We start from the raw sequence: 18247 nt of genomic DNA on the forward strand, positions 1-18247 counted from the left end.
GGGGCGGCCCGGCCGGTTTCGCGGCAGGATGGCGACGTGACGTCAGCCCTCGACACCAGCCGCCCCGACGTGCCGCGCCGCCTGCGCACGGCCATGTTCGTCGACTTCGACAACGTCTACATCGGCCTGCGCCGCCTGGACCCGGACGCCGCCGAGGCGTTCGCGACCGACCCCGGCCACTGGCTCGCCGAGCTGGAGAGCGGCAGCGACGCGGACGGCGACTTCACCCGCCGGTTCCTGGTGCGCGCCTGCTACCTCAACCCCTCGGTCTTCAGCCGGTTCCGCCCGAACTTCACGCGCGCCGGCTTCCAGGTCGTCGACTGCCCGTCGCTGACCCAGCAGGGCAAGAGCAGCGCCGACATCAACCTCGTGCTGGACGCCGTCGACGCGCTGGACGCCGACACCCGGTACGACGAGTTCGTCATCGTCTCCGCCGACGCCGACTTCACGCCGCTCGTGCAGCGGTGCCGCGCCGCCGACCGCCGGGTCACGATCATCACCGCGAGCCCGGCGGCGAGCGCGTACCGGGCCGTCGCGGACACGGTCATCACCGCCGACGACCTGGCGGAGCTGGTGACGGCCGGGCAGGGCGCGGCCGAGGCCGCGGACGTGCCGCCGGGCCCCGAGGCCGAGCCTGCGGCGACCGGGCCGGAGCCGAGCGCGCCGACGGCACCGGAGCCCGCGCGCGACGGGTCCGGCTCCCGGGGCGGCGCCCGCCGCGAGGACCAGCCGGCCGCGGCCACGGGCTCCGCCGGCTCGCTCGCCGCGCGCCGCGCCGTGCTGCAGCGGGTCCGGTCCGCCGACCGCCCCGTGCCGACCGGCGCCGTGGCGCAGGCCGCGCAGAAGGCCGACCCCACGCTCCCGAGCACCCGCTGGGCCGGCACCGGCGGCTTCCTGCCGTGGCTCGCCGCGGCCGTCCCGGAGCTCGGCGTCGCCGCGCGGCCGTCCCCCGGGTACGTGTGGGACCCGAAGCGGTTCGGCGAGGCCGACCTGCCCGGCGCCGCGGCGCCCGGCACGGACTCGTCCGCGCTGCAGCGCCAGGTCGTGGCCGTCACCGACACCCCGGGCCTCAGCAAGGACAACTACCGCGTCCTGCTCACGGCCCTCGCCGACGACGTCCGGGCGCACCCGTTCGAGCGCACGGCGACCGCCCGCCGGGTCCGCGACGCCTGCCAGGCGGCCGGCGCGGCCGTGGGCCGGTCGACCGTGAACACCGTGATCTCGGGCGTGCTGTACGTCGGGCTCGAGCTGGACGACTCGGTCACCGCGGTCGACGTGGCCGAGGCCTGGGCGGACAACGTCGTCGGGCTCTGCCGCGGCGCGCGCATGGAGCTGACCGAGGCCGACGAGGTCGCGATCGACGACTGGGTCGGTGGCGGCCTGCTGGACGACCTGGAGGACTGAGCCGCCGCCGGGGCGGGGCCCGCCTCCGCGCGTCTCCGCCCCGCCTACGCCTTCCGGCCCCGCCCACCACGATCACCGGCGGCGGGGCCGGAAGGCGTAGGCGGCGTCGACCCCGCCGCGCGGCGCGGCTCAACCCGCCCACCCCGGCGGCCGATGGGACGGTGTGCCGTTCCGCCGCCGCGACCGACCCCCGCCGGGCTGGTCCCCGTCGTCCGACCCGCGCGCGTGGTCGCCGGCCCCGGCGCCGCTGCCAGCGCGGCGGCGCCGGCGCGCCGCGACCGTGCTGCCCTGGCTGGTCGTGCTCACGGTCGCGGCCGTCTACGGGACCCGGTGGCTGCCGGCGCTCGGCGTCGGGGCCCCGTGGCTCGCGCTCGTCCCGGCGTCCGCGCGCGACCACCCGCGCCCGGGCGTCGAGGAGGCGGAGGGACGGCTCGCCCCCGCCGTCGTCCCCGCGACGCCGGCGACCTCCTACGCGTTCCTCGCGACCCAGCGGGACAGCACCGGGGCCACGGTTCCCGTGACGTGGTCGCCCTGCCGCCCGATCCACGTCGTCGTCGACCCGACCGGGGCGCCCGCGGACTTCGCCGCCCAGGTGCAGGCGGCCACCGCCGAGCTCGCCGCGGCGACCGGCCTGACGTTCGTCGACGACGGCGTCGTCGTGGAGCCCGCCGACCCGGACCGGGACGCGTTCCTCCCCGACCGGTACGGCGACCGGTGGGCGCCGGTGCTGGTCCGGTTCGCCGACGCGGCGACCGTGCCGTCGCTGGCCGGCGACGTCGTGGGGGTCGGCGGCCCGCAGTCGGTGACCGACGCGCGGGGCCGGACGTCCCACGTGACGGGCGCGGTCTACCTGGACACCGACCTGCTCCGGCCGGGCCTGACCTCGACACCGTGGCCCGCGGTGCTGCGGCACGAGCTCGCGCACCTCGTCGGCCTCGACCACGTCGACGACCCCACCCAGCTGATGAACCCGGTCGCGACGGTCTCGACGTTCCAGGCCGGTGACCTGGCGGGCCTCGCGGCGCTCGGCCAGGGCGCGTGCGCCCCGGGCGTCTGACCCCGGCGTACGAGCCGCCCGCTCAGCCCGGGTGCCGCCGCGCCGCGCGCGCGATCAGCCTGCGGAGGTCCGCCACCGGCACCACCGTGCGGTCGTCCACGCGCTCCGCCAGCCGCTGCTCCACCCACGCGCGCAGCAGCGCGGTGACCTTCACGCCCTCCTCGTCGGCCACCGCGCGCGCGGCGTCCAGGGTGGTCTGCGGCAGCCGGATCGTGATGCCGACCATGCGGCCCTCGCCGGGCTCGACGGGCTCCGCCGACGCGAGCTCCGCGCTCGTGTCGGTGCGGTCGTAGTGCCGGCGCAGGCGCCGGACGCTCTCGGTCATCGTGCCGTCTCCTTCCGTCGGAGCGCGCGCCGCTCGGCGGGCGTGAGGTCCCGGGCGGTCACGACCTCGGCCGCACCGTCCCGCCCGGGGGCGAGCACGACCAGGAGCCGACGGCCACCCCGGGTGCGGCCGTACACGAGGGCGGTGCCGGAGCGACCCCGGGCCCGCCAGTACCGCCCGCCCAGCACGTCCTCGACGTCCTGCCGCGCGACCGCGTGCCGGGCGATGTGGTCCTCGGCGTCCCGGGTCCACGCCAGCTCCACGATCGTCCACCGAATGTAACGCACGTTGTCGTGCACGCCCACCCCCGATCCGAGAGAGGCGACCGTACGGATCCGCGGAACCGGGCCGCGGACGACCCGCGCACGTCCTGGGGACGCCGCAGGTGACGGACGCCTGTGGTCGTCCCGGCGCACGCCCGGGGCGCGGGTCCGCCCGCGGCGCGAGTGCCCCGCGGACCGCCGCGCGAAGCCCGTCAGCCCCGGATCGGCTCGGCGGCCAGGGCCGGGTTGTCGATCCCCGCGACCAGGGCGGCGGCGTGCTCCGCCGCCCCCGGCTGCCCGAGCGCCGCGCGGTGCAGGCCCGCCCGGGCCACGAGCTCGCGCATCCCCCGGCGCGCGGCGAACCCCTCCAGCTCGTCGACCCACGCCGCCGCCCCGGGCACCTCGCGCGGCACCGCGAACCCGCACAGCGCGTCCAGGCAGTGCGCCTCCACCCAGTCGTGCGCGTCGCGCTGCCGGCGGCACGCACCGGGCGCGGCCGTCAGCAGGTCGAGCGCGGCGGCGTCGTCGCCGCGGGCCGCCGCGAGCAGGCCGCGCCCGCGCAGCGCGTAGCCCTCCCAGCAGGGGTCGCCGACCTGGCACGCCAGGGCGTACGCGCCCTCGAACCCCGCCTCGGCGCCGGCGAGGTCGCCCGCCCGGAGCAGCACCTCCGCGCGCTGCGACCGCGGGAAGGGCAGGAACGACGTCCAGCCGAGGTCCTGCGCGACGGCGCACGCGCGGTCCAGGGCCGCGAGCGCCGGGCCCGGCTCGTCGCGCAGCACCCGCAGGCGGCCGAGCGCGGTCAGCGCGTACGCCTCGGCGCGCAGGTCGCCCGCCGACCGCGCGTCCTCGGTCGCCTCCGCGAGGGCCGCCGCAGCCCCGGCGTAGTCGGCCTGGTCGCTGCGGCCGATGCCGTCGAACACCCCGACCCAGGCCCCCAGCCGGGCGTCGTCACCGCCCAGCTCCCGCGACCGGCGGAACCACATCCCGGCGCGCGGGTACCGCCCGCGCAGCGTCTCGACGTGCCCGAGCTCGAGCGCGGCGCGGGCAGCCACGTCGGCGGACCCGCTGCGCCGCGCCGCGACGAGCGCCTGGTGCAGGACCGCGACCGCCTCCTCGTCGCTCCCCCGGACGCCGTGCACCAGGACCCGGCCGAGCGCGCCCAGCGCGGTCGCGAGCCGGGCGTCGTCGCCGAGGTCCCGGGCCCCGTCCACCCCGGCGCGCAGCAGGTCGATCGCGCGCTCGTACGCCCCGACGTGCGCGGCACCCTCGCCGCCCTCGACGGCGGCGTCGACCGCGGCGGGCGTGCCGGGCGTGCCGGACGCGGTCAGCCCCGTCCCGCCCCGCCGCCCGCCGGCACCCGGGACCCGCGGACCGAGACCGGCGAGGTCGCGCGAGCGCAGCGCCGCCGCCAGGCTCGGCGAGGGCTCGACCCCGAGCTCGCGCCGGAACAGCGCCCGGCACTCGGCCACCCGCCGCTCGGCGCCGGCCCGGTCCCCCGCCGCGACCAGCGCGCGGGCCCACAGCTCGTGCCCGCGCTCCGCCAGCGGCTCGGCCGCGACCAGCCGCGCCGCGAGGTCGACGGCCCCCGCCGCGTCGCCCCGGGCCAGCCGGGCGTGCGCGGCCTCGTGCAGGATCGCCGCGGTCAGACCGGCGACCCGCTCGCGCTCCGCGGCGAGCCACAGCTCGAGCGCGGCGCTGCCCCGCGGGGTCAGCCCCTCCAGCAGCCCGCCGCCGAACCCCGGGAGCGCGAGGGCGTCCGCCCACGCCCCCGACGCGAGCACCCGGACGTCGACGACGGTGCCGGGCCGCAGGTCCAGCACGAGCGGGTCCCCGCCCACGTCCGCGAGGCCGTCGAGCGCGCGCCGGAGCTGCGACAGGTTCCACCGCAGCGCCGCCCCGGGGTCGTCCGCGTCACCGACCAGCAGGCCGGTCAGCCGGCTCCGCGGCACCCCGCGGCCGGCCAGCACCAGGTAGGCGAGCAGCAGCCACGCCTTGCTCCCGCGCGGGCCCGGTGGCGCAGGCGGGTGCGGCTCGGCCCGCCGGATCTGCGGCGGGCCGAGCAGTGCGACCGCCCCCGGGGTCAGCCCGCGTCGCCCGCGATGTTCACGAGCCACATCGTGCCGAACTTGTCCGCCACCATCCCGAACGCGTCGCCCCACGGGGCCGTGGCCAGGGGCTCGACCACGTTGCCCCCGTCGGACAGCTTGTCCCAGTAGCCGCGGAGCTCGGCCTCGGAGTCCGGGCCGCCGCTGAGCGAGACCGAGAAGTTGTCGCCCGGGGTGTACGGCATGGCGTTCGGGGTGTCCGACGCCATGAGCACGAGGCCGCCGGGCGTCTCGAGCTGGGAGTGCATGACCTTGTCCTTCTCGGCCGGGTCGTCGCTGGCCTGGAAGTCCCCGAAGGTGCTGACGGTGAGCTCGCCGCCGAACACGGACCGGTAGAACTCCATGGCCTCCCGCGCGCTGTCACGGAAGCCGAGGTACGGGTTGAGGCGCGTGGGCATGACGGGCTCCTTGTCCGGGACGACGGCATGATGTGACCTGTCTCACACTGCCGCCGTCGTCTCGCCGCCGTCAAGACGCGCCGGCGCCCGTCCGGCGCGCGGTCAGCAGCAGGTACTCCCACTCCAGCGACGTCCCCCCGCCGCGGCTGCCCCGGGCGGCGTCCCGGGCCAGCGCGACCAGGTCGGCGCCGAGCGCGGCCGTGCGGGCCGGGTCGTCCGCGACGGCCCGGTACGCGGCGATCGTCGGGCCGTACCGGCTCGCGAAGTAGTCGCGGAACGCCTCCGGCGTGCCGAACGCCTCGACGGGCAGCGACCGGCGCTCGACCCGGACGTCCTCGACCCCGGCGCCGAGCAGACCCCGCACGTGCGCCTCGTCGCCCCACAGCGGCGGCGGCTGCACGCCCGGCGGCGGCGCCGGCAGGTAGGGCTTCATGGTCGCGAACAGCCGCCCGATGAACCCGGTCGGCGTCCACGCGACCAGCCCCACCCGGCCGCCCGGCCGGCACACCCGCAGCAGCTCCGCGGCGGCGACCTCGTGCCGCGGGGCGAACATCACCCCGATGCACGACGTGACCACGTCGAACGCCCCGGCCGGGAACGGCAGCGCCTCGGCGTCCGCCTCCCGCCAGTCCAGCGTGATCCCCCGCGCCTCCGCCGCCCGGCGCCCCGCGTCGAGCAGCTCGGGCGTCAGGTCCGACGCCACCACCCGGCCCCCGGCGAGCGCCGCGGGCACGGCCGCGTTCCCCGTCCCGGCGGCCACGTCGAGCACCCGCTCCCCGGGACGCACGCCCACCGCGTCGACCAGCACCGGCCCCAGCCCGCCGACCACCTCGGCCGCGAGCGCCGGGTAGTCGCCCAGCGCCCACATCGCCCGGTGCCGCTGCTTGAGGGCCGTCACGGCCGCGTCGTCCGTCGCGCGCGCTCCCCCGACGATCGTCATCATCTCGTCCACCTGCTCCTCGCCCTGGGGCCCGGCCCTCGTGCCGGTGCCCGGATGCGGACCACGGAACCCCCGCGGCGTGTGCGCGGGCGTGTGACGCCGCGACCGGCGCGCCCGCCGACCCGCCCGCCCGCTCACACGGCGCGCACAGCGCCCGCACCGGGAGGCCCTGGACCGGCTCCGTAGACCTGTCCGCATGACCCGACACCCCCGCACCCGACCCGACGGCGCAGCCACCGGCCGGCCCCCGCGCCGCCGCCGGCTCCGCCGGTCCCTGCTGGTCTCGACGCTGGTCCTGCTGCTCGCCGTCGGCGGCGGGTCCGCCTGGGCCCTCGACCGGTTCGTGATCGACCACGTGGAGATCGCGGACGTCCAGGCGTACGAGGCCGCGCAGAACGGCACGACGGCCGACGCCGCGCCGACCGACGCCGACGCCGACGCGACCGTCACGGGCACCACCTACGAGTCCGACGACGCGAGCATCAGCATCTCGACCGTCGTGACCGGCAGCGGCGACGACCAGGTCACGTACTACGTCGCCGACGTGACCGTGTCGGACGCCACCGTGCTCCGCTCGGCCTTCGCGAACAACCAGTTCGGCACCAACATCACCGCGACCACGTCCGCGATCGCGGAGGACAACGACGCGGTGTTCGCGATCAACGGCGACTACTACGGGTTCCGGGACACGGGCATCGTGATCCGGAACGGCGTCGTCTACCGCGACGAGGGCGCCCGCGAGGGGCTGGCCTTCTACACGGACGGCCACGTCGAGGTCTACGACGAGACCGCCACGACGGCCGACGCGCTGGTGGCGGACGGGGTGTGGAACACCCTGTCGTTCGGGCCGGCGCTCGTCTCCGGCGGCGAGGTCGTCGACGGCATCGAGGACGTGGAGGTCGACACCAACGTCGGCAACCACTCGATCCAGGGCGAGCAGCCGCGCACCGCCGTCGGCGTGGTCGACGACAACCACCTGGTGTTCGTGGTCGTGGACGGCCGCTCCCCCGGCTACTCGGCGGGCGTCGACATGACCGGGCTGGCGGAGATCATGCAGTCCCTCGGCGCCACCACCGCGTACAACATCGACGGCGGCGGCTCCTCGACCATGTACTTCGACGGCGCGCTCGTGAACGACCCGCTCGGCAACGGCACCGAGCGCGGCACCTCCGACATCCTGTACATCGGGGGCTGAGCCGTGATCGTCCTGGTCCCGGCCTACGAGCCCGACGAGCGCCTGGTGCGGCTGGTCGGCGACCTGCGGGCCTCCGCCCCCGGCGTGCGCGTGCTGGTGGTCGACGACGGCTCCGGGCCGGCGTACCGCCCCCTGTTCGACCGGGTCCGCGCGCAGGGCTGCACGGTGCTGACCCACCCGGGCAACCGCGGGAAGGGCTGCGCGCTCAAGACCGGGTTCGCCCACGCCGAGCGGCACCACCCCGGCGAGCCGGTCGTGTGCGCCGACAGCGACGGGCAGCACTCGGTCGCCGACGTGCTCCGGGTGGCCGCCGCGTTGGACGCCCAGCCCGCCGCCCGGCCCGCGACCGTGCTGGGCGTGCGGGCGTTCACCGGGCGGGTCCCGGCACGGTCGGTGCTCGGCAACCGGGTCACCGCCCGGGTGTTCCACCTCGCCACCGGGCTGCGGCTCCGCGACACCCAGACCGGCCTGCGCGGCTACCCGGCCGCGCTGCTGCCCTGGCTGCGGACCGTGCGCGGCGAGCGCTTCGAGTACGAGCAGAACCTGCTGCTGCGCGCCGCCGCCGAGGGGCAGCCGGTCGAGGAGGTCGAGATCGCCACCATCTACCTGGAGGGCAACGCGTCCTCGCACTTCCGGCCGCTCGCCGACTCGGCGCGGGTGCTCGCGCCGCTGCTGCTGTTCTCGCTGTCGTCGCTGTCGGCGTTCGCGGTCGACACCGTGGCGCTGCTGGCGCTGCACGCGGCGACGGGGTCGCTGGCGACCTCGGCGCTCGGGGCGCGCGTGCTGAGCGCGGGGGTGAACTTCGCGGTGAACCGGCGGCTCGTGTTCGGGCGCACCGGCCGGAGCGGACCGGACGGCTGCCGCGCGACCCGCCGCGCGCCGTGGGGCCGGGCCGCCGCGCGGTACGCCACGCTCGCCGTCCTGCTGCTCGGCGCGGGCTACCTGCTCCTGGCGGGGCTCACGGCCCTCGGCGTCGGCCTGCTGCCGGCGAAGGTCGCCACCGAGGCGGCGCTGTACCTCGTGAGCTTCCAGGTCCAGCGCCGGTTCGTGTTCACGGCGCCGCGGTCGCCGAGGCCGGCGCCAGGGCGCCCCGACCCCGGTCCCCACCCGGTTCTCGCACCGCCGGCTGATCGATCCGGGGGCAACGCGAGGATCGGGAGGGGATGAGCCCGCGTCACGCGCCGAGCAGCCGCCGCGCCACCGCCCGCGCCGCGCGCCGGCCCGACGCGATCGCGCCCTGCTGCGACGGCGTGTCCCGGTGGTCGCCGCACACGTACAGCCCGTCGCCCAGGTCGACCGGCTGCCGCACCCGGAGCGGCGGCGTCGCCGCGGGGAGCGCGTGCGCGATCTCGTGCGTCGCGAGCTCGCGCCAGCCCCGCGGGTCGACGCCGAGCATCTCCCCCGCCTGGCGCCGCACCTCGGCCGGGTCGGGGCGGGCAGCGGCGTCCCACGGGCCCGACGGCAGCACCGACGTCGCCTGCACCAGCTGGGCGCCCGCCGGTGCGTACGACGGGGCGGCCGCGGAGATCAGCGCCGCGTCCACCACCGGCCCGCGCCACCGTCCGTCGACCACGACCGCGTCGACCCGCGGGATGCCCTCGGCCGCCCACCAGGTCGTCGTGAGGCCACGCATCGGCGGCGCCTCGACCCCGGCGAGGTCGGCCGCCGTCACCGGGTCCGCCGCGACGACCACCGCCCGCGCCCGCACCCGGCTGCCCCCGACCCGCACCGCCCGGCCGCCGTCGACCCGATCGACGGCCGCGACCCGGGCGCCGGTCGTCACGTGCGGCAGGCCCTCCGCGAGCAGCGCGGGCAGCGCGCCGGCTCCCCCGACCGGCAGCCCCGGCGTCCCCCGCAGCATCGACCGCACCACCAGCCGGGCGAACGTCGCCGACGTCGCCCCGGACTCGTCGGCCAGCACCCCCGCGAGGAACGGCTCCAGCACCTCGTGCCGCAGCCGCCCGTCGACCCCGGCCGCGGTCAGCGACTCCGCGAGCGTGGCGTCCGACCCGTCCTCCAGCGCGCGCACGGGTCCGAGCGCCGGGGCCGCCCAGCGCGCGAGCGCCGCGAGCTCCCCGACCCGGACGTAGCCGCTGCCGAGCGTCTCGCGCAGCCGCGCCGGCGCGCGCCGCGGGTCCGCGAGCACCGCCAGGCCGTCGTCCCGCCGCACGGCGACGCCGGGCAGGAACGGCTGCAGCCGGAGGGCGTCGACGTCGACCACCTCCCGCAGCGCCGGGTACGCGGGGTTGATGACCTGGAACCCGCGGTCGAGGGTGAACCCGTCGACCTGCTCGCTGCGCACCCGACCGCCCACGGCCGGCCCCGCCTCCAGCACCCGGACGTCCAGCCCGCGCGCGTGCAGGGTCCGCGCGCAGGTCAGCCCGGCCAGCCCGGCCCCGACCACCACGACGTCGCAGTCCATGCGCCGGAGCCTAGGGGCGGGGTGGCCGGGCCGCCCGGCGGGCGTCACACCGGGTCGATCCCGGACGCCACCGCCAGCAGCTCGTCGATCACCGCCACCACCGCCGGCCCGGGCTCGCGGCGGGTCGCGCGGTGCCGGGCGACCAGCCGTCGCGACCCGAGCCCCGGCACCGTCGCCACCGTGACGCCGTCCGGCAGCTCGCCCTGCAGCGCCAGCGCGGGCAGCAGCGCGACGCCCTGCCCCGCGGCCACGAGCGCGAGCGCCACGTCGAAGTCGTAGTACAGGTGCCGCGAGGTCACCGGGCCGAGCGCCGCGGTGACCCGGCCCATCGCCCGCGCCGCGGCGGTCTGCGGCTCCGCCGCGAGCCAGGTCACGCCCGCCAGATCGGACAGCTGCGTAGGCGTCGCCACCGCACCCGGCAGCACCAGCCGCCACGGCTCCTCCAGCAGCACCACGTCGCGCTGCCCCCGCGGGACGTGCGTGTCCGCGTCCTCGTCCCGCTCCAGCAGCACGATGTCCGCGTCCCCCTCCCGGAGCCGGCGCATCGACTCGCCCTGCTCGCGCTCCTCGATCAGGAGCTCGATGCCGGGGTGGTGCTCGGCGACGACGGCGAACGCCGGGGCGATCACGGCCCGGATGGCGGTCTGGAACGCGGCGACCGTGACCCGGCCGGACAGCTCGCCGCCCAGCTCCGCGAGCGACTTCCGCGCCTCGACGAGCTCCGACTCGATGCGCTCGGCGGCCTCCGCGAGGATCCGGCCGGCGGCCGTCAGGGTCGCGCCGCGGGGGTTGCGGTCGAGCACCGCGACCCCCTCCTCCGACTCCAGTCGCGCGATCTGCTGGGACACGGCGGAGGGCGTCACGTGCAGCAGGTCGGCGGCGGCGAGCACCCCGCCGGCACGGTGCACGGCGAGCAGGACGGCGAGGCGGCGCGGGTCGGTCGGCACCGTTTCATCCTAATTCAGTTCTGCTGCACCCCTGTCGCAACATCATTCGATTGTGCTGAACCCGATCTGGCCGCATGATTCTGCTGCCGGCGAACCGCGGGACCCCGCGCGGCCGGCCCTCCACCCACCCCTCTGCCTTGCCAGGAGTACGCCCGTGTCCGCTCTCGTCACCGCGCTCGGCTGGGTCGGCGCGGTCACGTGCCTCGTCGCCTACGTCCTCGTCACCCGCGGGAAGTGGGCGCCCACGTCGGGGCGCTACCAGCTCGCGAACGTCGTGTCGGGTCTCTTCATGGGCCTGGTCGCCGCGAGCAGCGGGGTGTGGCCGTCGGTGGTCACGAATGCCGTGTGGGCCGTGGTCGGCGCGCACGCGGTCTCCGTGGTGCTGAAGGCGCGCCGGCAGCGGCAGCGCGAGGCGGCGGAGCGGGCGGCGGCCCAGGTCGCGGAGGTGCCGGCCGTCGCGGTCGAGCCGGTGCCCGCCCGCGTGGTCGACCTCGCGGCCTGACCTGCAGCCTCCCGACCCGCAGTCGTTGCTAGCATTGACAGCACACGACTTGGGGAGGTGCCCATGGGCACGGTGACGGTCCGCAACCTCGACGACGACGTGCAGCGCCGGCTGAAGCTGCGCGCCGCCCGGCACCAGCGGTCGATGGAGGCCGAGGCGCGGGCGATCCTGACCGCCGCCGTGCGCGAGACCTCGCTGGCGCGGTCGTGGCTCGACGCGACACGCGACCTGCGCGGGCCCGACCTCGAGCTCCCCGAGCGCGGGCAGCCGCGCGACCTGGACCTCGGATGATCGTCCTCGACACGAACGTCCTCTCCGAGCCGCTGCGCGCCCAGCCGGACGAGCACGTGCTCGCGTGGCTCGAGGAACTCGAGGAGCCCGTGGCGATCACCGCGGTGAGCGTCGGTGAGCTCCTGGTCGGCGCGGAGCGCCTCCCTAAGGGCCGACGACGGGACGAGCTGCTGCTCGCGGTGGAGGCGGTCGCGGCGGCGTTCGAGGACGACGTGCTCCCGTACGACGCCGCCGCCGCGCGCAGGTTCGCCACGATGCACGTGGCGCGCCGCGCCGCCGGGCACCCGCTCAGCACCGAGGACGGAATGATCGCCGCCATCTGCGCCGGTCACGGCGCGCGCCTCGCCACGCGCAACACCCGGGACTTCGTCGGGCTCGGGCTCGTCCTGGTCGACCCCTGGGCAGCAGAGAGGCCCTGACACCCGCCGGGTGTCAGACGTCCAGCACCCGCAGCCGGACCCGCACGGACCCGCCGACCTCCAGGCGCTCCGCTGATCGCACCGCCTTCTTGATCGGCAGCGAGTACGCCCGCTTCCCGCCGTCCGGGAAGATCGACGTCCGCCAGGTGGTCCCGCCGACGGTCACCTCGACCCGCAGCGACCCGAACCCGCGCGCGAACGCGCCGGCCCGCTCGAGGATCTCGTCGGACGCGTCCTCCGGCACGCTGACGAAGGTCCAGCGCTCGGCGCGCCGGGCCTCCCACAGCCAGAGCGGGGCCTCGAAGTCGAAGGTCATGCCCCGATGCTGCCGCACCCCGCCGACATGCGAGCCGTTCAGTCCGGCTGCAGGTCGAACGCCCCCGCCAGAGCCCGGGTGAGCAGGTGCTCCTGAGTGGGGAGCAGGGCGCCGACCTCCCGGCCGAGCAGCTCGACGGGGATGGTCGTGACGTTGTCGCAGGACACCACGCAGGCCTGGTCGAGGCCGTTCTCCGGCCCCACGGGCAGCTCGGTCGTGAGGCCACGTACCCGGGAGGTGATCGGAGCCACGGTCACGTGGCGCAGGAACGGGCGCACGGGCTCGCGGGTGAGCACGAGGACGGGACGCGTCTTGTCCAGCGACGCGAGATGGATCGCCCGCATCAGTCGAGGTCCAGCGGCTGACGAGCCGCCCACGCCGCGAGCGGGGCCAGGTCGTCCGGCGCCGGGTCGCCGCGCAGGATCGCGACGTCGCGCTCGGTCTCCATGCGCCGGATCTCCCGGGCCAGCGCGCGTTCGACGATCGACGCGCGACTCCGCACCCGCCCGGATGCGACGAGGGCGTCGACGACCTGGACCATCTCGTCAGGCAGCCTGACCGCGATCTGCGTGCTCATCCCACCATGGTATTCACGGTGGGATGCGTGCGGGACCCCGTCTTGGAGATCTGTGGATCACGGCACGGTGTGCCCCGCCGCGCGGTACAGCTCGTACCACTCCGCCCGCGTCAGCGGCACCTCGGACCCCGCCGCCGACTCGGTCACGCGCGACGGGGTCGTCGTCCCGAGGACGACCTGCATCTGCGCCGGGTGCCGGGTGATCCAGGCGACCGCGATGCCGGTCGGCGTCACGCCGTACTTCTCCGCGAGCCGGTCGATCGCCGCGTTCAGCTCGCCGTAGGTCTCCCGGTCCTCCAGGAACACCCCGTCGAAGAACCCCTTCTGGAACGGCGACCACGCCTGCACGGTGATGTCGTGCAGCCGGCAGTAGTCGAGCAGGCCGTTGTCCCGCGAGATCGACTGGTCGAGCGCCGCCATGTTCGCGGCCACGCCCTGCGCGATCAGCGGCGCGTGCGTGATGCTCAGCTGCAGCTGGTTGACCACGAGCGGCTGCTGCACCGACTTCTTCAGCAGCTCGATCTGCTGCGGCGTGTGGTTGGAGACGCCGAACGCGCGCACCTTGCCGGCGGCGGAGAGCTCGTCGAACGCGCGGGCGACCTCGTCCGGCTCGACCAGGGCGTCCGGGCGGTGCAGCAGCAGGATGTCGACGTGGTCGGTGCGCAGCGCGCGCAGCGAGCCCTCGACCGAGGACACGATCTCCTCGTACGAGAAGTCGAAGTACGGGCCGTCCTTGATGATCCCGGCCTTGGTCTGGATGACGAACTCGTCGCGCTGCGACGGCGTCAGGTCGAGCGCCTCGGCGAACCGGGCCTCGCAGCCGTGCTTCTCGTCCCCGTAGACGGCGGCGTGGTCGACGAACGCGATCCCCGCGTCGCGGGCCGCGCGGACCAGCTCCCGGACCTCGTCGTCGGACTTCTGCTGGATGCGCATCAGGCCGAGGATCACGTTCGGGGCGACGATGTCGGTGCCGGGCAGGGTGAAGGTCTTCATGCTGGTCCTTCGGGTCGACGGTGACGTGCGCCCGGTGACCGGGGCGCGCCACCGACTCTACGAGCGCCGCCCGCACCGCCGCTCGTCAGGCCGGCGGGTCCCCGACCGCGCCGCCCCGCCGGCGGACGAGCAGCGCGCCGAGCGCCCCGCCCCACAGCGCGCACCCGAGCCCGAGCGCGACGATCCCGGCGACGGACGGGCGCGGGCTCGGCACGAGCGCGTCGCCGCTCAGCGGCGCGTAGGCGAACCAGGCGACGACGGGGCGGGTCAGCAACCACACGCCGACCACCGTCAGCACGACGCCCGCGACGGCGACCAGCCACGGCAGCGTGGCCGCGGCGCGCGACCGCTCCCCCGCCACCTCAGCGCACCTCGACGCGGAGCCGCAGCTCCACCTCGTCGCCGAGGTCCACGCCCTCGGCCCGCCGCACCGCGGTCTTGATCGGCACGAGGTACCCGCCGTCCTTCGGGAACAGCGACGTCTCCCACCGGGTCCCACCGAGCGTCACGGCGACCGGGATGACGCCCCAGCCGTACGAGACCAGCGACGACGCGGCCCGCAGCTCGTCCGCCTCGGGCCCCGGGACGGCGACGTAGTGGTACGGCGCCGGGCCGCGCCAGTGGATGATCTCGCCGCGGAACCGCAGGTCCATGGCGCCAGCGTACGAAAGGCCCCGCGGCCGCGCGCCGGGACCGCCCCGAAACCCCTTGCCTCCCCGCCACGACCGGGAGAACGCTGGGAGGCGTCCCCGCCGCCGCACCAGCCGCAGCGCGAAGGAGCGCCCGCATGACCGCATCGGTGAGCACCCAGGACCTCGACAGCCTCCGGACCCGGTTCTCGGGCCGCGTCGTGCTGCCGGACGACCCCGAGTACGACGCCCTCCGGGTGGTCGTGCTCGGCGGCGTCGACCCCCGTCCCGCCGTCGTCGCACGACCGCTCGACGACGCCGACGTGGCCGCCGCGGTCGCGTTCGCCCGGGACGCCGGGCTGCCGCTGGCGGTCCGCAGCGGCGGGCACAGCGGGGCCGGCCACGGCACCGTCGAGGACGGCCTCGTCATCGACCTCCGGGACATGCGCGCGGTCGACGTCGACCCCGGGAACCGCACCGCCTGGGTCGAGGCCGGCGCGACCGCCGGGGAGACCACGGCCGCGACCGCCGCGCACGGGCTCGCGATCGGGTTCGGGGACACCGGGTCGGTCGGCGTCTCGGGGATCACGCTCGGTGGCGGCGTGGGGTTCCTGTCCCGGGCGCACGGGCTCACCGTCGACAACCTGCTGGCGGCGGACGTCGTGCTCGCCGACGGCCGCGTGGTGCGTGCGGACGCCGAGCAGCACCCGGAGCTGTTCTGGGCGCTGCGCGGGGGCGGCGGCAACCTCGGCGTCGTGACCCGGTTCCGGTTCCGGCTGCACCCGCTCGACGGCGTGACCGGCGGGATGCTGCTGCTGCCCGCGTCGGCGTCGGTGGTCGCGGGGTTCCTGGGCGCGCTGCAGTCCGGGCCGGACGAGCTCACGGCGATCGTCAACGTGATGCCCTGCCCGCCGCTGCCGTTCGTCCCGGCCGAGCACCACGGCTCGCTCGTCGTCATGGCGCTGGTCTGCTGGTCCGGGCCGCCGGGGGCCGCCGACGCCGCCCTGGCGCCGATCCGGGCGCTCGCCGAGCCGATCGCCGACCTGGTCCGGCCGGTCGCCTACCCCGAGCTGTTCCCGCCGGCCGACCCCGAGTACCACCCGACCGCGGTGGCGCGGACCCTGCTGCTGGACCACGTCGACCTGCCGCTGGCGGAGGCGGTCATCGACCGGTTGGGTGCGCTCGACGGCACGCGCGTCGTCCAGCTCCGCGCGCTCGGTGGGGCGATCGGGCGGGTGCCCGCGGACGCGACCGCGTTCGCGCACCGGTCGAGCCGGCTGATGGGCAACGTCGCCGCGTTCGTGACCGGGCCGGCCGAGCGGGCGGAGCGCACCGCGTGGGTCGAGGGCACCGCGGCCCTCCTCGACCAGGGCGACGCCGGGGCGTACGTGAACTTCCTCGGCGACGAGGGGCCGGAGCGGGTGCGCGCGGCGTACCCGGGCGCGACGTGGGACCGGCTCGCGGCGGCCAAGGCGGTCTACGACCCGGACAACCTGTTCCGGCGGAACCAGAACGTGCCGCCGGCGGGGTGACCGCGATGGCCGGGCACGGCACGATGCCGGGGTGACCTCGACGACGCTCACGCTGCGCCGGCTCAACCGCACCCTGCTGCGCCGGCAGCTGCTCGACGCGCGGGCCGAGGTCCCGGTCGCCGACGCGGTCGCCCGGCTGCTCGCGATCCAGGCCCAGGAGCCGAACTGGGTGTTCGCCGGCCTGTGGTCCCGGGTCGCCTGCTTCGCGCGCGCGGACCTCGAGGCGGCGGTCGAGGCCCGGACCCTGGTCCGGGGACCACTGCTGCGCGGCACCCAGCACCTCGTCACCGCCGACGACTACGCGTGGCTCCGGCCGACCGTCGCGCCCGTGCTCCACGGCCTGGCGCGCTCCACGTACTACCGCCGGGAGACCGACGGGATCGACCCCGCGGAGCTCGTCGCGCTGGCCCGCGAGGTGCTCGGAGCGGACCTGGTGCCGCGGAAGGATCTCGCCGCCGCGCTGGCCGCGCGCTGGCCCGGCCGCCGGGGTGCGGTGCTGGCCGCGGCGGTCGAGGCCCGGTCACCGGTGGTGCACGGGCCCTCGACGTCGGCGTTCGGCTCGTGGTGGAGCCGGCGGTCGATCCGGGTCGCCGACGCGGCCGCGTGGCTGGGCCGTCCGGTGGGCGATGCCGACCCGGGCGCGCTGGTCCGCCGGTACCTCGCGGCCTTCGGCCCGGCGACGATCATGGACGTGCAGGCGTACACCGGCCTGACCCGGCTGCGGCCGCTGACCGACGCGCTGCGCGACGACCCGGGTGCCGGGCTCCGCACGTACCGCGGCCCCGACGGCGCCGAGCTGCTCGACCTCGCGGACGCCGGGCTGGCCGACGAGGACGCCCCGGCGCCGGTGCGGTTCCTCGCGGCGTTCGACAACGCGGTCCTCGGCCACCGCGACCGCACGCGGCTGCTCCCCGAGGAGCACCGGACGACGGTCATGCCCGGCTACTCCATGGTGCACGCCACGGTGCTGGTCGACGGGTTCGTCGCGGCGACCTGGACCGTGGCCGACGGCTCGCTCGCGGTGCACCCGCTGGTCCCGCTGCCCGCGGGCGTCGAGGACGAGGTGCTCGCGGAGGGCGCGCGGATGGCGGCGTTCCTCGACCTCGACGCCGACGGGGTCACGCTCGGCCGGTGACCCGCGGGGGCCGCACGGCCGGGTGCGCGGGCGGCGGCGGCGCCACGACGTACCCGCCCGCCGCGCTCCCGTACACCTCGAGCGACCCGGGCCGGTGGTGCCACAGCCACGCGAGGTGCGCGCACACCACCGCGTCGAGCTCGTCCTCGACCCGGTCCAGGTCGCCGGGCCCGGGGTAGGCGACGACGCCCCGCAGGTGCGCCCACCGGGGGCTCTCCGCGGCGCGCAGCCCGGGCACCGACTCCAGGTGCGCCACGAGCGCGGCGAAGCCCGGCTGCCGCCGCTCCCGGGGACCCTTCTTGTAGTCCAGCCGGTACGGCAGCCCGAACAGCGCGACCAGCGCCGGGTGCGGGTACACCTCGAGGCACACCGTGCGCCCGCCGCCGACCGGCGTCCCCGGGTCGGTCGCCCAGCCGAACCGCTCCGCCAACCGCCAGGCCCGCGGGTCCGCGCCCCCGAACGTGCCGCGGTTGGCCGTGTGCGCGGAGGCCCCGTAGGCGCCGAACGCCCGGCCGATCGCCCGCTCCGCCTCGCGCTGGCCGGTGGCGTTCGGGACGACCAGCGGGGCGTCGACGCCGACGACCGCGACGGGCGCGTCGAGCCGGGCCAGCCACGCCGCGATCTCGTCGTCGGTGCGGCACGAGCCGGAGCCGAGCAGCCGGCCCGCGTCGTCGACCACCGCCAGGCCGGTCACCCCGGTGGACCACGCGAGGTCGAGGCCGACGTGCAGGGCGGGGGGCGTCACGCGAGCCAGTCTGCCCGTCGGACCGAGGTTGACGTGACAGGCACGAGTAAGG

Annotated in this window: 23 protein-coding genes; 9 read left to right on the forward strand and 14 right to left on the reverse strand. The window is 76.9% G+C overall.

All coding sequences use genetic code 11. From position 1 onward, the window contains the following. Positions 1 to 36 precede the first annotated feature (36 nt). Positions 37 to 1404, forward strand: a complete 1368-nt coding sequence (locus tag J5O08_RS05825; RefSeq protein ID WP_218705947.1) for an NYN domain-containing protein — start codon at positions 37 to 39, stop codon at positions 1402 to 1404. Between the two features lie 280 nt (positions 1405 to 1684). Beyond that, positions 1685 to 2461 carry a peptidase M10A and M12B matrixin and adamalysin gene (locus J5O08_RS05830; RefSeq protein WP_218705948.1) on the forward strand — a complete coding sequence of 259 codons (777 nt, stop codon included), beginning with the start codon at positions 1685 to 1687 and terminating at the stop codon, positions 2459 to 2461. A gap of 22 nt (positions 2462 to 2483) precedes the next feature. Here J5O08_RS05830 and J5O08_RS05835 read toward each other — a convergent pair whose 3' ends face one another. The 5 genes from J5O08_RS05835 to J5O08_RS05855 all read right to left on the reverse strand — a co-directional run bounded on the left by J5O08_RS05835 (position 2484) and on the right by J5O08_RS05855 (position 6495). Further along, positions 2484 to 2786 (reverse strand): hypothetical protein, encoded by a 303-nt coding sequence (locus tag J5O08_RS05835; RefSeq protein WP_218705949.1) that lies wholly within the window; start codon positions 2784 to 2786, stop codon positions 2484 to 2486. After that, positions 2783 to 3073: a hypothetical protein gene (locus tag J5O08_RS05840; protein ID WP_218705951.1), complete on the reverse strand. Its 291-nt coding sequence runs from the start codon at positions 3071 to 3073 to the stop codon at positions 2783 to 2785. Before J5O08_RS05840 ends, J5O08_RS05835 begins: the two co-directional genes overlap by 4 nt. A 188-nt stretch (positions 3074 to 3261) precedes the next feature. After that, on the reverse strand, positions 3262 to 5163 hold the full coding sequence (locus J5O08_RS05845) for a bacterial transcriptional activator domain-containing protein (protein WP_218705952.1): 1902 nt from the start codon (positions 5161 to 5163) through the stop codon (positions 3262 to 3264). Then, on the reverse strand, positions 5130 to 5552 hold the full coding sequence (locus J5O08_RS05850) for a VOC family protein (protein ID WP_218705953.1): 423 nt from the start codon (positions 5550 to 5552) through the stop codon (positions 5130 to 5132). Before J5O08_RS05850 ends, J5O08_RS05845 begins: the two co-directional genes overlap by 34 nt. 70 nt (positions 5553 to 5622) lie before the next feature. Next, on the reverse strand, positions 5623 to 6495 hold the full coding sequence (locus J5O08_RS05855) for a class I SAM-dependent methyltransferase (RefSeq protein ID WP_304518497.1): 873 nt from the start codon (positions 6493 to 6495) through the stop codon (positions 5623 to 5625). A gap of 193 nt (positions 6496 to 6688) precedes the next feature. On the opposite strand from J5O08_RS05855, the gene J5O08_RS05860 reads away from it, so the two are divergent. Both J5O08_RS05860 and J5O08_RS05865 read left to right on the forward strand, forming a co-directional pair. After that, on the forward strand, positions 6689 to 7687 hold the full coding sequence (locus tag J5O08_RS05860) for a phosphodiester glycosidase family protein (RefSeq protein ID WP_218705954.1): 999 nt from the start codon (positions 6689 to 6691) through the stop codon (positions 7685 to 7687). Between the two features lie 3 nt (positions 7688 to 7690). Then, positions 7691 to 8854, forward strand: a complete 1164-nt coding sequence (locus tag J5O08_RS05865) for a glycosyltransferase family 2 protein (protein WP_218705955.1) — start codon at positions 7691 to 7693, stop codon at positions 8852 to 8854. Positions 8855 to 8861: 7 nt separating this feature from the next. Here the strand turns inward: J5O08_RS05865 and J5O08_RS05870 are convergent, their stop codons facing one another. Together J5O08_RS05870 and J5O08_RS05875 are read right to left on the reverse strand one after the other, a co-directional pair. Next, positions 8862 to 10109, reverse strand: coding sequence for an FAD-dependent oxidoreductase (locus tag J5O08_RS05870; protein WP_218705956.1), 1248 nt, complete (start codon positions 10107 to 10109; stop codon positions 8862 to 8864). Between the two features lie 44 nt (positions 10110 to 10153). Next, positions 10154 to 11056, reverse strand: coding sequence for a LysR family transcriptional regulator (locus J5O08_RS05875; RefSeq protein WP_218705957.1), 903 nt, complete (start codon positions 11054 to 11056; stop codon positions 10154 to 10156). Between the two features lie 154 nt (positions 11057 to 11210). Here J5O08_RS05875 and J5O08_RS05880 point away from each other — a divergent pair, with 154 nt between their 5' ends. The 3 genes from J5O08_RS05880 (at position 11211) to J5O08_RS05890 (ending at position 12268) form a co-directional block, all read left to right on the forward strand. Continuing rightward, a complete protein-coding gene (locus J5O08_RS05880) occupies positions 11211 to 11558 on the forward strand; it encodes a hypothetical protein (protein ID WP_187365193.1) in 348 nt (115 codons plus the stop codon). Positions 11559 to 11621: 63 nt separating this feature from the next. Continuing rightward, positions 11622 to 11849, forward strand: a complete 228-nt coding sequence (locus J5O08_RS05885) for a toxin-antitoxin system (RefSeq protein WP_218705958.1) — start codon at positions 11622 to 11624, stop codon at positions 11847 to 11849. Further along, the gene (locus J5O08_RS05890; protein WP_218705959.1) at positions 11846 to 12268 is read left to right on the forward strand and encodes a type II toxin-antitoxin system VapC family toxin; all 423 of its coding nucleotides are present in this window, start codon (positions 11846 to 11848) and stop codon (positions 12266 to 12268) included. Before J5O08_RS05885 ends, J5O08_RS05890 begins: the two co-directional genes overlap by 4 nt. A gap of 13 nt (positions 12269 to 12281) precedes the next feature. Here the strand turns inward: J5O08_RS05890 and J5O08_RS05895 are convergent, their stop codons facing one another. From J5O08_RS05895 to J5O08_RS05920, 6 genes are all read right to left on the reverse strand, one after another. After that, positions 12282 to 12584, reverse strand: coding sequence for a DUF1905 domain-containing protein (locus J5O08_RS05895; protein ID WP_218705960.1), 303 nt, complete (start codon positions 12582 to 12584; stop codon positions 12282 to 12284). 38 nt (positions 12585 to 12622) lie between these two features. After that, on the reverse strand, positions 12623 to 12928 hold the full coding sequence (locus J5O08_RS05900) for a type II toxin-antitoxin system PemK/MazF family toxin (RefSeq protein ID WP_218705961.1): 306 nt from the start codon (positions 12926 to 12928) through the stop codon (positions 12623 to 12625). After that, positions 12928 to 13161: a YlcI/YnfO family protein gene (locus J5O08_RS05905; RefSeq protein ID WP_218705962.1), complete on the reverse strand. Its 234-nt coding sequence runs from the start codon at positions 13159 to 13161 to the stop codon at positions 12928 to 12930. The genes J5O08_RS05900 and J5O08_RS05905 overlap by 1 nt, the downstream gene beginning before the upstream one ends. A 57-nt stretch (positions 13162 to 13218) precedes the next feature. Further along, complete coding sequence (locus J5O08_RS05910) at positions 13219 to 14154, reverse strand: aldo/keto reductase family oxidoreductase (RefSeq protein ID WP_218705963.1); 936 nt, start codon at positions 14152 to 14154, stop codon at positions 13219 to 13221. Positions 14155 to 14239: 85 nt separating this feature from the next. Continuing rightward, entirely contained in the window at positions 14240 to 14515 is a 276-nt protein-coding gene (locus J5O08_RS05915; RefSeq protein WP_218705964.1) for a hypothetical protein, read from the reverse strand. A 1-nt stretch (position 14516) separates the two neighbouring features. Continuing rightward, positions 14517 to 14807 carry a DUF1905 domain-containing protein gene (locus J5O08_RS05920; protein ID WP_218705965.1) on the reverse strand — a complete coding sequence of 97 codons (291 nt, stop codon included), beginning with the start codon at positions 14805 to 14807 and terminating at the stop codon, positions 14517 to 14519. Positions 14808 to 14941: 134 nt separating this feature from the next. Between J5O08_RS05920 and J5O08_RS05925 the strand changes: the two genes are divergently transcribed. Together J5O08_RS05925 and J5O08_RS05930 are read left to right on the forward strand one after the other, a co-directional pair. Then, positions 14942 to 16315 (forward strand): FAD-binding oxidoreductase, encoded by a 1374-nt coding sequence (locus tag J5O08_RS05925; RefSeq protein ID WP_218705966.1) that lies wholly within the window; start codon positions 14942 to 14944, stop codon positions 16313 to 16315. Positions 16316 to 16346: 31 nt separating this feature from the next. Continuing rightward, complete coding sequence (locus J5O08_RS05930; RefSeq protein ID WP_218705967.1) at positions 16347 to 17450, forward strand: winged helix DNA-binding domain-containing protein; 1104 nt, start codon at positions 16347 to 16349, stop codon at positions 17448 to 17450. On the opposite strand, the gene J5O08_RS05935 is transcribed toward J5O08_RS05930, so the two are convergent. Continuing rightward, the gene (locus J5O08_RS05935) at positions 17434 to 18195 is read right to left on the reverse strand and encodes a DUF429 domain-containing protein (RefSeq protein ID WP_218705968.1); all 762 of its coding nucleotides are present in this window, start codon (positions 18193 to 18195) and stop codon (positions 17434 to 17436) included. The genes J5O08_RS05930 and J5O08_RS05935 overlap by 17 nt on opposite strands. Positions 18196 to 18247 lie beyond the last annotated feature (52 nt).

It is taken from the genome of Cellulomonas sp. PS-H5, from assembly GCF_019265565.1.
Classification (GTDB): domain Bacteria; phylum Actinomycetota; class Actinomycetes; order Actinomycetales; family Cellulomonadaceae; genus Cellulomonas.